This is a genomic window from Pseudovibrio sp. Tun.PSC04-5.I4, from assembly GCF_900104145.1.
GTDB lineage: Bacteria > Pseudomonadota > Alphaproteobacteria > Rhizobiales > Stappiaceae > Pseudovibrio.
Genome location: NZ_FNLB01000006.1, coordinates 2045414 through 2061217 on the forward strand (window position 1 = coordinate 2045414; position 15804 = coordinate 2061217).

General features: G+C 50.6%; 13 protein-coding genes. 10 read left to right on the forward strand and 3 right to left on the reverse strand.

Annotation, left to right across the window (positions count from 1 at the left end):
* Positions 1–36: 36 nt before the first annotated feature.
* From BLS62_RS14555 to BLS62_RS14570, 4 genes are read left to right on the forward strand one after another with little or no spacing between them, the layout of a single operon-like run.
* The gene (locus tag BLS62_RS14555) at positions 37–744 is read left to right on the forward strand and encodes a CerR family C-terminal domain-containing protein (RefSeq protein WP_093182054.1); all 708 of its coding nucleotides are present in this window, start codon (positions 37–39) and stop codon (positions 742–744) included.
* Positions 737–1687, forward strand: coding sequence for an HlyD family secretion protein (locus BLS62_RS14560; protein WP_093182057.1), 951 nt, complete (start codon positions 737–739; stop codon positions 1685–1687). Before BLS62_RS14555 ends, BLS62_RS14560 begins: the two co-directional genes overlap by 8 nt.
* On the forward strand, positions 1684–2601 hold the full coding sequence (locus BLS62_RS14565; protein ID WP_093182060.1) for an ABC transporter ATP-binding protein: 918 nt from the start codon (positions 1684–1686) through the stop codon (positions 2599–2601). The genes BLS62_RS14560 and BLS62_RS14565 overlap by 4 nt, the downstream gene beginning before the upstream one ends.
* Positions 2598–3728, forward strand: coding sequence for an ABC transporter permease (locus BLS62_RS14570; protein WP_093182062.1), 1131 nt, complete (start codon positions 2598–2600; stop codon positions 3726–3728). Before BLS62_RS14565 ends, BLS62_RS14570 begins: the two co-directional genes overlap by 4 nt.
* 41 nt (positions 3729–3769) lie before the next feature.
* Here BLS62_RS14570 and BLS62_RS14575 read toward each other — a convergent pair whose 3' ends face one another.
* Both BLS62_RS14575 and BLS62_RS14580 read right to left on the reverse strand, forming a co-directional pair.
* The gene (locus BLS62_RS14575; RefSeq protein WP_093182065.1) at positions 3770–6163 is read right to left on the reverse strand and encodes a PIG-L family deacetylase; all 2394 of its coding nucleotides are present in this window, start codon (positions 6161–6163) and stop codon (positions 3770–3772) included.
* Between the two features lie 9 nt (positions 6164–6172).
* Positions 6173–7372, reverse strand: a complete 1200-nt coding sequence (locus BLS62_RS14580; protein ID WP_143521566.1) for an ROK family transcriptional regulator — start codon at positions 7370–7372, stop codon at positions 6173–6175.
* A 164-nt stretch (positions 7373–7536) separates the two neighbouring features.
* Here BLS62_RS14580 and BLS62_RS14585 point away from each other — a divergent pair, with 164 nt between their 5' ends.
* The 6 genes from BLS62_RS14585 to BLS62_RS14610 all read left to right on the forward strand — a co-directional run bounded on the left by BLS62_RS14585 (position 7537) and on the right by BLS62_RS14610 (position 14140).
* Positions 7537–8790: an extracellular solute-binding protein gene (locus BLS62_RS14585; RefSeq protein WP_093182068.1), complete on the forward strand. Its 1254-nt coding sequence runs from the start codon at positions 7537–7539 to the stop codon at positions 8788–8790.
* A 175-nt stretch (positions 8791–8965) separates the two neighbouring features.
* Complete coding sequence (locus tag BLS62_RS14590) at positions 8966–9859, forward strand: carbohydrate ABC transporter permease (protein ID WP_093182071.1); 894 nt, start codon at positions 8966–8968, stop codon at positions 9857–9859.
* A 1-nt stretch (position 9860) separates the two neighbouring features.
* Positions 9861–10739 (forward strand): carbohydrate ABC transporter permease, encoded by an 879-nt coding sequence (locus BLS62_RS14595; RefSeq protein WP_093182074.1) that lies wholly within the window; start codon positions 9861–9863, stop codon positions 10737–10739.
* The gene (gene argH, locus BLS62_RS14600; protein ID WP_093182077.1) at positions 10736–12223 is read left to right on the forward strand and encodes an argininosuccinate lyase; all 1488 of its coding nucleotides are present in this window, start codon (positions 10736–10738) and stop codon (positions 12221–12223) included. The genes BLS62_RS14595 and argH overlap by 4 nt, the downstream gene beginning before the upstream one ends.
* A 4-nt stretch (positions 12224–12227) precedes the next feature.
* Positions 12228–13286, forward strand: a complete 1059-nt coding sequence (gene ugpC / locus BLS62_RS14605) for an ABC transporter ATP-binding protein (protein WP_093182080.1) — start codon at positions 12228–12230, stop codon at positions 13284–13286.
* Entirely contained in the window at positions 13283–14140 is an 858-nt protein-coding gene (locus tag BLS62_RS14610; RefSeq protein WP_093182083.1) for a carbohydrate kinase family protein, read from the forward strand. The genes ugpC and BLS62_RS14610 overlap by 4 nt, the downstream gene beginning before the upstream one ends.
* Positions 14141–14233: 93 nt before the next feature.
* Here BLS62_RS14610 and BLS62_RS14615 read toward each other — a convergent pair whose 3' ends face one another.
* Positions 14234–15625, reverse strand: coding sequence for an aspartate aminotransferase family protein (locus BLS62_RS14615; protein ID WP_093182086.1), 1392 nt, complete (start codon positions 15623–15625; stop codon positions 14234–14236).
* Between the last annotated feature and the right edge of the window lie 179 nt (positions 15626–15804).

Consider the following 15804-nt stretch of genomic DNA (forward strand, 5'->3'; position numbering starts at 1 on the left):
AACGATTGATTGAAATATAGAATAGAGATTGTGACCATGGCCCCCTCCTTTTCGCCAGATACTCTGAAAGAGGCTATTTCCGCAGATACGCCTTCTGGAAAAACTAAACGAGCCCTCATTGAGGCAGCACTCCTCCATTTCGGCAAGGATGGATATGCAGCAACTTCTACGCGGACAATCGCTCAAACAGCTGATACCAATATTGCCTCAATCGCCTACCATTTCGATGGCAAGGCAGGTCTACGGGAAGCGTGCATTAACTTCGTTGCAATGAACCTGATGGAGGTCGCCTACGTCATCCTAAACAAAGATGGGGAAGACCTCTCGCAGCTCACAAGAGAAGACGCGCGACAAAAGCTTATGTTGCTGATTGAGCGCATGGTTCGGTTCGTGCAGCTCAACAAACGCTCCAGCCTGTTGATCAACTTCGTCTTCAGGGAAATTACGGGCTCAGAAAATGAAATTGAACAACTCTACGCTCTGATCTTCGAACCCCTTTTAGATCGCGTAACACTCATTTTCAGTAGGGCAACAGGTACAGATGTCCATTCAGATGAGATCCGTCTTTCCGTTTTCACCATGGTGGGTCAGGTTCTCTATTTCAGAATGGCAAGAAACCTCATCACCAAACGAATGGGTTGGCAAGAGATTGAAAGCCCGCAGGCTCATCAAATCGCCACAGTGATCAAACGCAATGTAAATGCGTTTCTGGACGATCTATCGAAAGGCCAGAAGGATGCCTAGTTTGTGCGCACTTCCCTTCATTGCAGGTTGGTTTGCTTTTTGCACGCCTCAGCCAGATCTGACTGCAGGATATGTGGAAGGGGAATATCTCAAACTTGCCCCTGTCGAAATCTCCGAAATTGCAGAGGTCAAAGTAAAAGAAGGCGATCTGATCAGGAAAGGCGATCTCATTGCTGTGCTTGTTTCCTCTGATGCCAGCATGAAGCTGGCTGAGGCAAATGCACAGCTTCAGCAAACTCTGTCCTCTCTCAATGATTTAAAGCTTGGCAAACGCCCAGCCGAGATTGACGTTCTCAATGCGACCTTACGATCTGCGCAGGCTCAGGCCAATCACTCCCAAAATGTCTATGATAGATATGAAGGACTACTGGGCCGAAAGGTCATTTCACAAGCGCAATTTGATGAGGTTGAAACCGCCCTCCTCGTTGCTCAGGCCAGAATTAGAGAACTGAAAGCCCAGCTCGCTGTTGCCAAGCTTCCAGCCCGTCAAGACCAGATTGCGGCAGCGGAAAGCCAATACGAAATGGCAAAAGCCAAAGTTGATCTCGCTGAATGGCTGCTGGAAAAGCGAAAAATCTACGCACCGGAAGATGCCAGGGTAACAGACATCTTTTTGCGAACTGGAGAAATGGCAGGTCCAACAGCTCCTGTGGCAAGCCTCCTGCCCGCAACCTCCATCAAACTGCACTTCTTTGTGCCGGAAGAAAAATACACCCAAATCAGAATTGGTTCAAAGGTCGATGCACGCTGTTCTGGTTGCTCAACCCAACAAACTCTGCAAATTACACACATTGCGGAAGGGCCTGAGTTCACCCCACCCGTCATCTACTCTTTAGAGACACGGGACAAGCTGGTCTACGAAGTTGAAGCCGCGCCAGTGACCGATCAATCGGAACTGAGACCCGGACAGATTTTTGACGTTAATCTGGACAGCCTGCGATGAACGCAATTGAAGTGGAAGGCCTGACAAAAAGCTTTGGAGACAAACGCGTCGTCAATAATGTTTCCCTGACGGTCAAACCCGGTGAGATCGTTGGCTTTCTCGGCCCCAATGGGTCAGGCAAAACCACATGCATCCGTATGATGTGCGGCCTGCTGAAACCAGACTGTGGAACGGGTCAGGTGCTTGGCTATGATTTGGTCAAGGATCGCTTGCTGATCAAAAGTCAGGTCGGTTACATGACGCAAAAATTCTCATTCTACGAGGACCTGACCATTGAGGAGAACCTGAGTTTTGTCGCTCGCCTCTACAATATGAAACCGGTAAAAAAACACACCACCCGGACACTGGAAAAACTGGGTCTATTATCACGGCGCAATCAACTTGCTGGGGAACTCTCAGGCGGCTGGAAACAGCGCCTTGCCTTGGCAGCCTGCACCATGCACAAACCCAAACTGCTTTTATTGGACGAACCAACTGCAGGCGTTGACCCCAAAGCACGGCGGGACTTCTGGGAGGAAATTCATCGTCTCGCAGCCGATGGTATGACGGTTCTCGTCTCCACACACTACATGGATGAGGCAGAACGCTGTCACCGCATCACCTACATCTCTTATGGCGAACTGCTCGCTGATGGTACCTTAAGCGATGTGATCGCAGATGCCGGACTGTACACCTACACCCTCTCCGGACCTAATCTGGAGCGCTTCATTCCAGAGCTGCAAGCGGCAAGCGGAGTTAATCAGGTCGCCCCATTTGGCAATTCACTCCATGTAACGGGCACAAATCTTCAAGCGCTAAAACAGGCATTGAAACCTCTTGAGCAGCATTCAGAGGTACAGGTTGAACAGTCCGAGACCAACTTGGAAGATGTCTTCATCAAGTTCATGAGCGACAGCACGGACAATATGCAATGAGCAACATATTTTCAATTCAGCGGCTCTTTGCCATGCTCATCAAAGAGTTCATCCAGATGCGCCGCGACCGTATAACATTCGCGATGATGCTCGGTGTCCCACTGCTTCAGCTTGTCCTGTTCGGCTATGCGATCAACAATGATCCACGCGGCCTGCCGACTGCCCTCGTTTCAATGGCCAACAACCCCTATTCCCGTGCAGTTGTGACGGCTCTGGAGAATTCTCAGTACTTCAAATTCACCGAGAAAAATCTCTCACCCTCACAGGCCCGCACACTCCTGCGCCGCGGAGAAGTCACGTTTGTAATCACGATCCCGAGCGATTTTGCAAAACACGCAGAAGCTGGAAAACCAAACGCACTGATTGAAGTGGATGCCACAGATCCTGCAGCTTCAGGCGCAGCGGTTGCCTCTGCCCCTGCAATCATTGAACGCGCCGTGGCTAATGTGAAGGTGAAGAGCCCGAGCATCAAGCAGGACCTTCTTAAAACCAGCACAATCATTCACCGCAAATATAATCCTGAGGGCACCACGCAATACAACATTGTTCCAGGATTGCTGGGTGTCATTCTTCAGCTCACGCTTGTTATGATGACGAGCATCGCACTTACCCGTGAGACAGAACGCGGCACAATGGAAAACCTGCTGGCCATGCCTGCTTCCCCCTTTGAGATCATGTGCGGCAAAGTATTCCCCTATCTCGTCGTGGGTGCTGTTCAAGTGGTTGTGGTGCTAACTGCAGGCAAGCTTTTATTCAACATCCCATTCGAAGGGAGCCTGTTCCTTCTCTTAAATGCCATACTTGTCTTTGTTCTCGCTCTGGTCTTGTTAGGCTACGTCATCTCGACCGTAGCCAAAACCCAGATGCAAGCCATGCAGATGACATTCTTCTTTTTCCTGCCGTCCCTGCTTCTGTCTGGCTTTATGTTTCCCTATGCAGGCATGCCAGAATGGGCGCAGACACTTGGAGAAATATTCCCACTCACGCATTTCTTACGCGTGGTGCGCGCCATCCTCCTCAAAGGAGCTGAATGGAACGAGGTGTCCTCCAGCGTTTACGCACTCTTCCTGTTTGTTGTCCTTCTGCTCATCCTGGCTTTGAAAAGATTCAAACGCACACTGGATTAACAAAAAGAGGCACTGCAATCACAGCGCCTCTTACATTTCAACTAGCTGGCCTCAAAAGCTTCTGAGGCTTGTAAAACATCTGGGTTACCCTCACGCCCCGATACCAAATTGGCCATCAACCGGAATGCCCCCGGAACCAGCTTTTCCATCTGGTGGTGCAGGATCAGGGATGTATGAATGTGCTCCCCCTTACCAAACTGACCGGCAAGCAAAATACCCTGATGCGGTGCTTCATCAGGATCTGCCATTTCCAAAAGCGGTTCATAGGCGCTGTCCCAGCTCTTAGCAAAATACAGCCCACGCTCTTTGTGCCAGTTCGCCCAATCAGCCTCACCAATGGTATTCGGCAGATTCAACAGCGCATGCTGCGAATTTAGATAGCGCACCTCTGCATTTTCATCAGTAACCCGCCAACGCAAGCTCGGAGAGCCAATCTCAAGCGGCTTAAGAGGTACCTTTTGTGCATCCCATTTATCCCATGGACGATGATAGAGCGTAATCAACCGCCCGCCATCACGCACCCAAGCGTGAATATCACCGATTAGGTCATGTAAATCCTGACGGTTGCGGAATGCGAAAATGCCAATGACCAGACAGTCCAGATCCCGCAATTGCCGCGCACTCAACTTACCTGCTGGCAGATCAACAACATCGACACCAATTGCACCAAGCCATTTGACTACACGATCATTACCGCCGCCAACATAACCAACGCGCTGTGCCGCAAGCTTTGCATCCACCACGCAAACCCGAACTACAGCAGGACTAATTCTGGCCCGCTGGTTCACGTGCGCATGAGAAATATGCCGAACCGTATGAGCCGAAGCTCCATCAAGCAAGATTGGAAGCTCATAAAGCCCATTTTGAACATCAGCTGGTAAAACAAGCAGGAAGCCATCACCGTTGAAGCTCGCCTCCCAGCCTTCCGGTAAACTCAGCGTTGGTTCACCGGAAGTCGCTCCAACAGCGATAGAAAGTTCTCGCCCGGACTGAGCGCTATTGAGAACAAAATCCGTCTCAGCCAACTCAACAATCTGGTCTGGCAAAACAATCGGCTCGACTTCAAACGCGAGCTTTGTCTCTACATCAATGCCATGTGAGGAGAACCGAAGTTTTGCATGCGGTGCTTTCGGTTCGCCCGGCAGATAAACAGGCGGATAAGCATCACTAGTGTCAGCATCAGAACCGACATGAACGGAACCGTCTTGTAATGACCACCCTTTCGGCAGCTCTAATTCATAACCCACAGCATCGCGGTTGCACTCAAATTCAACCTTTGCAATCTCGCCCAAACTCAGCTGATCTTCAGACAACCGTGCAGACGCAACAATGCCCTCAGCAATCATAAGCACTTTGGAAAGCTGTACGTCTTTCAAACGCAGTCGGTGCAGCACCTCATCCTGAGCATAATCAGGGCACTGTTCCATCGCCCTGCGAACCAGCTTCAAAGCTTCCGCAGCAGAAGCGCCAATCATTGCTCTGTTTGGGAAAGCCGCAATAGCATCAAGACAAAGGAAATGCGCCTTTTCCAGCAGGACACCAATCAAAGGCGCCTTGGCAAATCCAGCAAGCTCAGAGAGGTCGCGTGGCAAATTATCGCTCAAAGACGTCTCGTTTTTGCCAACGGTACTCTCAGCCAAATGCAAGAGCCAGGAGTTTTCCTTGCTGTAAGGCCTCCATCGGCCCATACCTTGGGTCCGATGAAAAGCACGAGACTGCTCGCCTATCTGAGCCCAACTCCAACCGGTAACCTCTTCTTCCCCGTTACAATCCAGCTCAAGCGTTGCAGGTGGTGGCGGCAAATCATCATCATAGGCATCACCAGCACCAGACCAAGCAGGCAAATATAACTTTTTGACTGTCCAGACAGGCAGACCAACATCAGGGAACTTAGGATCAGCTGCTGCTTTCATCACCTCATGGGCCGCCTGCGTCATCGCGCGGTGGTGGCCATGTTGACCGGGGATATTCAAAAACGTTGGAGAAATAATATCTGGCCGCTCCTGCCGGATGATCTCAACAAATCGCTTCAGAGTACGTTGATGCCCCCATTTGCCAAGAGTTTCCTTGCCGCTTTTTGAAAATCCAAAGTCGAAAATACTGTCTTCTGCGTTGTCAGAAAGCCAGTACATCCGCATATTCAAGACATCACAGGCTTTCTCCATCTCCGCAGTGCGCAGCACGCCAAGTGTCTCGGTCGCTTCCGTCCCGATATCATTTTGCCCGCCCTCACCTCGGTTCGCGCAAGCATAAGAAAGCGAGACACCATCCCGCAGGCCAATCGCTGCGAGCATCTCTGAGATTTCATCATCTGGATGAGCTCCCGTATTCATAAAAGACACGGTGGATTTGAGCGGCTGAAGCGCGCGCCAAAGCTCTACCAACCGTACATTTTGTTTATGCGCGGCAATACGTTCTTGATCTGAAAGCGGCATGTCGTCCCCTCAGGCAACCTTTGAAATACTTGGAATATATGTATCGTGTATAATTAGTGCTGCTGCACCCAGAGCTGCAGTCATCCATCCAGATGCACCCCGGACAACACGCGGCAGCTTGCGATCGTCGCGAACTGAAACAGTCGCATCAATCAAATCCATTTTGGTAATAAGCCGTTCAAGCAGCTCCGGCGGCATCGCACCACCCAAAATGACGGCCTCTGGATCAAACAGGTTCTCCAACGTACTGATCGCCTGCGCCAATGGCCCCGCGGCCTCACAAATCCATTCTTCCAGATCCGCATCGCCTGCGGCCAGAAGATCAGAGAGATCCTTTTGACTATCTGCAGATTTGCCCCGTTTCTGCAAAAAATCGCTAGCAGCCAATCGGCTGGTATAGGTCTCCAAACAACCACGGTTCCCGCAGGAACAAAGGCGCCCGCCACGTTCAACAACCACGTGCCCTAACTCACCCGCATTGCCAAACGCACCACGTATTATCTCGCCGTTTGAAATGATGCCTAACCCCAGCCCTGTCCCGAAATACACAAAGCAGAAAGAATGTAGCTCTGTCGCCGATCCTGTTGTTTGCTCTGCAATCGCCGCAGCCGTCGCATCGTTTTCAACGCGCACAGGAACTTGCAAAAGGTCTTCAAACAAAGTTTGTGGATCTTTATCATCCCAACCAACGAGTTCGGCCTTACCAGCCCCCGTAAGGCCAACGCGCCCAAATGGGCCCGGCATAACAACACCCGCACCCAAAACAGGGGGAGCTTTTGTCCCTAGGGATGCAAGCGCCTCATCACATGCGGCCTTCACGACAGGCAGCACAACATCGGGCTCACTGCTCTCAATGTGTATGCGCTTACTATAAATAGTATCCCCTAGAAAATTGACCAGCGCACACAAAATAGCGCTTGGGCGAACCTCAATCCCTAGTCCAACCGCCCCATCCGGGTTCAATGTGTATTGAACAGCAGGCAGTCCGCGTCCTTTTGCCTGTCGTTCACCAGCAAGAATCAGTCCCTCACTTTCCAACTCAGCGATAATGTTACTCATCGCCTGTGTGGACAAACCAGTGAGACGCGCAAGTTCAGCTCGCCCCAGTTTTCCATGTGAGCGTAGATGTCCAAGAACGACTTTCCTATTGTGAAGTCGAGTTCTTTCGGCGTTTGAGCCAATGATTCTGAGTGCTGTTTTACGGTGCATATCTATCCATTAATTCAAAACACTTGAATATTCAACTCAATTGACTTAAAGCTGTCTGACATTGTGAAATATTAGAATGTAACTATTTATTTTCGCAGTTTACCAAAAAGAGTTGAAGCGAGAAATAGAGGGCTACTTCAACTTTATGACTTAGGAGAGGGTCAATGAACCAATTTAAAAAGTGGATGCTGGGGGCAACCACCGCCGCTTGTACAATGTATGCCGCAGGCACTGCACAAGCTGTCGAAATCGAATACTGGCAGTATTTCTTTGAACCACGCATTAAAGCGATGGAAACGCTGATCGAAAATTTCGAAAAGGCAAATCCAGACATCACCGTTAAAACAACGCATTTCCCTTATGCGGATTACCGCACGAAAGTGGCTGCTGCAATTCCAGCTGGTCAGGGCCCAGATGTTGTTCAGCTGTTTTATGGCTGGCTTAACGATTACGTGAATGCAAAGCTGATCCAGCCACTTCCAAATGATGTCTTCCCGCCTGCAGAAATCGAAGCTGAATTCTTCCCAATGGTTCAGGCAATGAAGCGCGGCGACCAATACATGGCGCTGCCAACAGCTGTTCGCTCATTAGCGCTGTTCTACAACAAACGCCTGTTCGACGAAGCTGGGATTGACGGCCCACCAAAAACTCTTGAAGAACTTGTCGAAACAGCTAAAAAACTCACAAAGACCGACGGAGCGGGCAATCTCTCCACTGTAGGCATCACAACAGGAATGAACGCGCAGGATCACCACTGGTTCCGCGAAGTTCTTGTTCGCCAATTTGGTGGCGATCCTTACATGGATAACTACAAGAAGGTGAACTACAACACCGATGCAGGTAAAGCTGCGTTGAAGTTCTATTCCGATCTTGAACTCACTCACAAAGTAACCTCCGCTGGCTTTATGGATGAACCACAGGCCGCCTTCAAAGCAGGTCGCGCAGGCATGCACATCGATGGCTCATTCCGCATCGGTGCACTCAACAAAGTGCGCGGTCTTAAATGGGGCGTTGCAGAACTACCAGCCGCTGCTGATGGGACTAAATCCAACTACTCCTCTTATTGGGTAAATGGCATCACATCCAAAGCAACCGGAGAGAAGTACGACGCTGCTGTCAAGTTCATGAAGTACGTCACTTCTGATGAAGCTATGCAAATCTGGCTTGATACTGTTGGTGAACTACCAGCAAAACCAACTGCAGCTATGACGGATGCCAATGCAACCCACGACGTTTATGGCCCATTCATCAAAGGCCTTGGCTACGCGAAAACAACTATATTCGCGAACGAAAGTGGCCAACGTCAGGCACTTATGGATATGGTTGCGCGTATGCGTCTTAAAGACCAGTCTGTAGAAGACTCTCTGGCTCAAGCCGCTGGCGCAGAGCAGAAAATCCTCAACGACTACTACAAATAATCACAAATATATCAATTGTGGAGGGCAGAGTTCCTGCCCTCCATCACAACAGCGCACTCCCTTTAAAGGGATTTATGCTTTGAAAAATGCGCTTACAATAAAAAATTAAACGACCTTCTCAGAGCAGTTAATGGACAAGCTGTTTTGATAATAGGCTGCAATTCAGGGGGCAGATTTGGGGATTTATAAAAGGCTCTCGATCTCACAAAAGCAGATCGTTTGGGCATGGGGACTATTAGCTGTCCCAATTATTTTTTATGTAGTGGTGCGCTTCTATCCAACAGCGAACGCTATTCTGCTCTCTTTTCAGGAATGGAACCTTCTCGGCTCACGCAACTGGACGGGTATTGATAATTACGTCAAACTTTTCAATGATCCAGCCTTCTGGAAAGTATTTGCCAACACTTTCCTGTATCTCATTATTGGCACACCAACATCACTGCTGGTTGCGTTCACCATTGCATTCCATCTTGATAAACTCCGCTTCATGCACGCCACCATTCGGGCTCTGTATTTCCTACCATTCATGACAAGTGCTGTGGCCATGGCATGGGTGTGGCGCTGGTTCTACCAACCCGTCCCAATTGGTTTGTTCAACAACGCACTGGCAACCTTTGGTATTCCTCAGATCCCGTTTTTGGACTCAACCACCTACGCTTTGCCATCCATTCTGGCACCAGCAATCTGGGCAGGTCTCGGCTTTCAGGTCATCATCTTCATGGCCGGTCTTCGCGCTATTCCGCAGACTTATTATGAAGCGGCGCGCATTGATGGCATTTCAGCTTGGGAAACACTCACGGAGATCACCATTCCTCTGCTGAAACCAACCATTGTGTTCTTGGTTGTGTTCTCCTCCATCGGCTTCCTGCGCATCTTCGATCAGGTCTTCAACATGACCACGAATGATCCGGGCGGCCCGCTTAATTCCACCAAGCCGTTGGTTTTGATGATTTACGATACAGCCTTCAACTCTTTTGACATGGGGTACGCCGCAGCACAAACAGTCGTTCTGTTCTCTGTTCTGCTGGTCGTTAGCCTGCTGCAACTGCGCGTCATGAGGGACAAATAATATGGCCTTGGCAGATACCTTAGAAACCACCAAGCGCACGTCCGCGCTTCGCAGCTCAGCAAGTAAAAAACGCTCCCGAGCCCAGTTTATCCGCTGGTTACTGCTCTTTGCTGGCGGCATTGCGATGGTCATGCCCATCGTCTTCATGCTGTCCACGTCGTTCAAATACCCGTTTGAGGTCTACAACCTGAACCTCATCCCCGAAGAACCGACGATAGACAACTACGCCTACGTTCTGGAAGACGGCCGTTTCTTCGGCTGGTTCACCAACTCGCTGTTCATCGCAACCATTACAACAATCTGTAATGTGCTCTTCGACAGTCTCGTCGGTTATGTGCTCTGCAAGTATACCTTCCCGGGTCGCTACATCGTCTTCATCGCGATCCTGTCGACACTCATGATCCCAACTGAGATGCTGGTCATTCCGTGGTATTTGATGAGTTCAGCGTTTGGATGGCTCGATACCTATTGGGGCATTATGTTCCCCGGTCTCATGACCGCATTTGGAACGTTCCTCATGAAGCAGTTCTTTGAAACTGTGCCGGACGACTTCCTGGAAGCTGCTCGTATTGATGGCCTCAACGAACTCCAGATCTGGTGGACTGTGGCGATGCCACTGGTGCGTCCTGCTCTGGCGGCTCTGGCGATCTTCGTGTTCCTTGGCAACTGGACAGCCTTCATCTGGCCTCTCATTGTCACCAACAGTCAGGAAATGTACACCCTGCCCGTTGGCCTCACCACTTTTGCTGTTGAAGCGCAGGTTGAGTGGGAACTGATTATGACTGGCGCAGCAATTTCCACTATCCCGACCCTGATCGTATTTCTGGTATTCCAGCGCTACATCATTCGCGGTGTTGTTATGGCGGGGCTCAAAGGATGATCGACAATTCCATCTTCCCTCACCCGGTTTACAAAGACACTGTGCTCGCACCTTTGTTTGAAGGTGTGAAAGCACACCATGTAAGCTCAATCACACAAATCAATCAGGCCCATCTGGTGATGCTCTGCGAAACCGGTATTGTGCCAATTGAAACCGGCAAGCAAATCGCCTCAGCTCTGATTGAGATTGAGAAAGATCTGGCAGACGCAAACCCGGAATACACAGGCGAATACGAGGACTATTTTTTCCTTGTAGAAGCTGAGTTAAGAAAACGCGTTGGGCCGGATATTGCAGGCATGCTGCATACAGCTCGTTCGCGCAATGACATGGACCACACGGTCTTCAAACTAGCGCTTGCAAAACGATGTGATGAACTTACTCAGCAAGCCCTTCACCTGTGTGATGTCCTGACTAAGAAAGCCGAAGTTGAGAAAGAAACTCTCATCGTCGCTTACACCCATGGCCAGCCTGCGCAACCTTCCACATTCGGGCATTATCTGTGCGCTGTGCTGGAAGTTCTGCTCCGCGATCTTCAACGTCTTCAGTTGGCACGAGAAGGCATTGACCACTGCCCTATGGGTGCTGCAGCCATCACAACCTCCGGCTTCCCAATTAATCGGGAACGAATGGCCGAACTGCTGGGCTTCAGCGCACCACTGCTGAACTCATACGGCTGCATTGCCTCTGTTGATTATGTTACGGGCCTCTACTCTGCCATCAAGCTCATGTTCCTCCATTTGGGACGCGTGATTCAGGACATGCAGTTCTGGAGTGCCTTCGAGGTTGGGCAGCTTTATGTGCCAAACAGCCTCGTACAGATTTCTTCCATCATGCCGCAAAAGCGCAATCCGGTGCCGATCGAGCACCTGCGCCATCTTGCCTCTGTAACAGTTGGCCGGTGTGATGCCATCGTCGGCACCATGCACAACACCCCGTTCACAGATATGAACGACAGCGAGGGCGAAGTTCAGCAAGCCGGTTACGCAGCTTTTGAAAGCGGAAGCAGAGTACTGGACTTGTTTGCTGCACTCATTTCGGCAAGCTCGATCAATGAAGAGCGCGTCGCCAAAAACACAGACGCGTCCTGCATCACCATCACGGAACTGGCAGACACACTGGTACGCGAAGAAGGCCTCTCCTTCCGGCAGGCTCACGAAATAGCAGCGGACACAGCCAAAGCCGTCATTGCCGATCAAAAGCCATTGCGGGAGGGGTTCACTCCCTTTAGCACCGCGTTTGAAGCACATGCCGGCAAAGCGCCAAAAATGAACCATGAACGGTTCATTCACGCTGTAAGCCCGCAAAACTTCGTGGCTATTCGCACACGCCCAGGCGGTCCTGCACCATGTGCATTGGATGCAGCTCTGGAACAGTATCAGCAGACCTCTAAGTCTCTGAGAACAAAAAATAAATCCTTTGTAGATCAAAGCACGCTCGCGGCCCGATTGCGCGGCGCAGCTTTTGCAAAACTGGTGCAGGAGTGATCGATTGACCACCGTTTCCCTAAATAATCTCAGAAAGTCCTACGGGGACACTCAGGTCCTGCATGGCATTAATCTGGACATACACTCCGGTGAGTTCGTCGTCCTTGTAGGGCCGTCCGGCTGTGGCAAATCCACTACCCTGCGTATGATTGCAGGGCTGGAAGAAGTCTCCGGCGGCGACATTCGTATCGGCGGCAACATCGTCAACGATATGGAACCCAAAGAACGCGACATCGCTATGGTGTTTCAGAACTATGCGATCTACCCGCATATGTCAGTTCGCAAAAACATCGGGTTCGGCTTGCGCACCTCTAAGCTTTCCAAGCCAGAAAAAGAGGCCCGCATTGAAGAGGTCTCCACCATTTTGGAGCTTACCGACCTTCTCGATAGAAAGCCAAACCAGCTTTCCGGCGGCCAGCGTCAGCGTGTTGCAATAGGCCGAGCTATGGTCCGCGACCCAGCTGCTTTCCTGTTTGACGAGCCACTCTCCAATCTTGATGCACAGTTACGCACCCAGATGCGTCTGGAAATCAAAAAACTCCACCAGAAGGTTGGAAACACGGTCATTTTCGTGACGCATGATCAAGTAGAAGCCATGACCATGGCTGATCGGATCGTCATCATGAAGGATGGTCACATCCAGCAGGTCGGCACGCCGTTCCAAGTCTTCTATGAGCCTGCTAACATCTTCGTGGCACAGTTCATCGGCGCACCCTCCATGAATATGATGAAGGGTGTGGTCAAGGGCGATGCTATCCGTCTCGACAATGGAACCACCATCAAAGCGCCAATGACAAAGCTTAGTGAAGGCCAGAAAATCACTGTCGGCCTGCGCCCTGATGCCTTGCTTGTGCAAGAAGGTGAAGGTCTCTTCTCCGGTGTTGTTTCCGTTATTGAGCCTTTGGGCACGGATACCCTTGCGTATGTGACAGTGCGCGGCAAAGAAGTCATTGCAAAAGCATCGGGCAGAACACCGCCAGCGGTTGGCGATAGCGTCAACCTACATGCTGCACCAGAGGCTATCCATCTGTTTGCTACAGATACGGGGGAGGCTATCAGGTGATCTCAAAAATTGCTGATGGGGCAATCGTCTGTGCGGGACGTGTGTATTGTGACCTCATCTTTACAGGGCTCACCGAACTGCCAAGACTGGGCGAAGAAACCTACGCCAAGGATCTTGCAGTAGAACCCGGAGGTGGCGGTTTTATAACCGCTGCCAACCTGTCCGCATTGGGGCATAAAACGAGCCTGCTCGCCTCAATGCCAGGCGGCCCGTTCGGGTCCGCTATCTTAGAAAAGATGGAGCGCAGCGGAGTAGACCTCAGCCTCTCTCCATTCGATATGGCAAATGGCGCGCAGGTGACGGCAGTCATTGGTTGTCAGGAAGATCGTGCCTTTCTCACCAAACGCAACGGCGCAGCCATACCAAAAGACATGCTCACTGCGTTTAGCACCTCATCCGCCAAGCATCTTCACATAGGAGAACTGGCAACGCTTCAAGAGGTTCCAGAACTACTGGAAATCGCAAAAGCAAACGGCATGACGGTTTCGCTGGATTGCTCGTGGGACCAGAACTGCCTTCTGAGCAACGACATCAAGTCGCTGATTGCAAGGGTGGATGTCTTCCTGCCCAATGAAATGGAAGCTCGGCATCTGGGTTATTTGGATAACCCAGACCTATGCCCAACATTAACTGTCGTAAAAAAAGGCAAGGCTGGCGCAACCGCCCTCACCTCAGATGGTGAAATCACGATTGCCGCAGACCCGGTTGAAGTTATAGATACAACTGGCGCAGGCGATGCATTCAACGCAGGGTTTTTAAGCTTCTGGCTTCGCGGCGCTGATATCAAGACCTGCCTGCAGGAAGGCAACAAATGCGGCGCAGCCGCAGTCACACGCATCGGCGGCGCACCTTAAGCAACAACAACGGGTCGCATAAACTGCGACCCTCATCGTCAAAGTATAAATCACAAATTCGAAAGCTCAAATGTCAATTGAGCGCGCTATTGCTTAGCTGATACTCTGCGCGGTAACGTCTGCGGCTGTCATGTCCAAAGCACGATGCACCTTTTCCATCAACTCATCCACTTCAGCTTTTGTGATCACCAATGGCGGCGAAATAATCATGCTGTCACCCACATGACGCATAACCAAACCACTGCCAAAGCTGTGATCACGGCAAATGGTTCCAACTGTTCCCTTATCAGCCTGAAACGGCGCGCGACGTGCTTTATCAGGAGACAATTCCAAGGCCCCAACCAAACCACAAATACGGGCCTCCCCAACCAGCGGGTGCTCTCCTAGCGCTTTCCACCTTGAAGCGAGATACGGCCCTGTATCTATGGCAACTTTCTCAACCAACCGCTCATTCTCAATAATTTCAAGATTGGCCAGTGCCGCCGCACATGCGGATGGATGCGCAGAATAAGTAAAGCCGTGGTAAAACTCGCCGCCGTGTTCGATAAAGCCCTTGGCAACCTTTTCACTCACCACAACGGCACCAATTGGCAGGTAGCCAGAAGACAGGCCTTTCGCGATTGACATTAAGTCTGGTTTAAACTTGAAGGTCTGTGAACCGAACCAGTTTCCAGTTCGCCCAAACCCACAAATTACCTCATCCGCCACCAGCAGAATATTCCGCTCCCGGCAAATGCGTTCAATCTCTGGCCAATAGGTTTCCGGCGGAATGATAACACCACCTGCGCCTTGCAGGGGTTCACCGATGAAGGCCGCCACGTTCTCCTCTCCAAGCCGGTCAATCTCAATTTCCAGCTCGCGGGCACGCATCAGGCCAAAATCGGCAGGATCCATCTCTCCGCCTTCACCATACCAATAGGGCTGATTAATATGGGTAATATCAGGAATAGGTAGACCGCCCTGTGCATGCATCGCACTCATGCCGCCAAGACTTGCCCCCGCCATGGTGGAGCCGTGATAAGCATTGTGTCGAGAGATAATGGTCTTCTTCGAAGGTTTGCTTTCACTGGCCCAATAATGACGAACCATGCGGACTATGGTGTCATTTGCCTCAGAGCCTGACCCTGTAAAAAACACATGGTCCAGATCATCCGGTGCTAGATTTGCTATCTTTTCCGCCAGTGCAATAGCAGGCGGGTGAGACGTCTGGAAGAAGGTATTATAATAGGGTAACTGCTTCATTTGACGGTTCACCGCCTCAATGATCTCAGTGCGTCCATACCCAACATTCACGCACCACAGACCGGCCATGCCATCGAGGATTTTATTGCCTTCTGAATCCCAAAGATAAACACCTTCAGCTCGCGTGATGACCCGCGTCCCTTTCGCATTCAGGGATTTTGTGTCTGTAAACGGATGCAAATGATGGGCTGCATCCTTTGCTTGAAGAACATGAGTTGGAGGAAGATTAGCAATATAATCCATGGGTTCATCCCTTCCTGAAGACAGCAGACCCAGCTCATAATGGGTCAGTATGAAGATATCTCTCTGCGGAAATTACCGTAGCCGGAAAGAGGTTAGAATATCCCATATTTTGTGATCACATTTCTCAACCTGTCAATCATTGATTGGAAACGATGCAAATTCATAGGCTGCAAAACGGA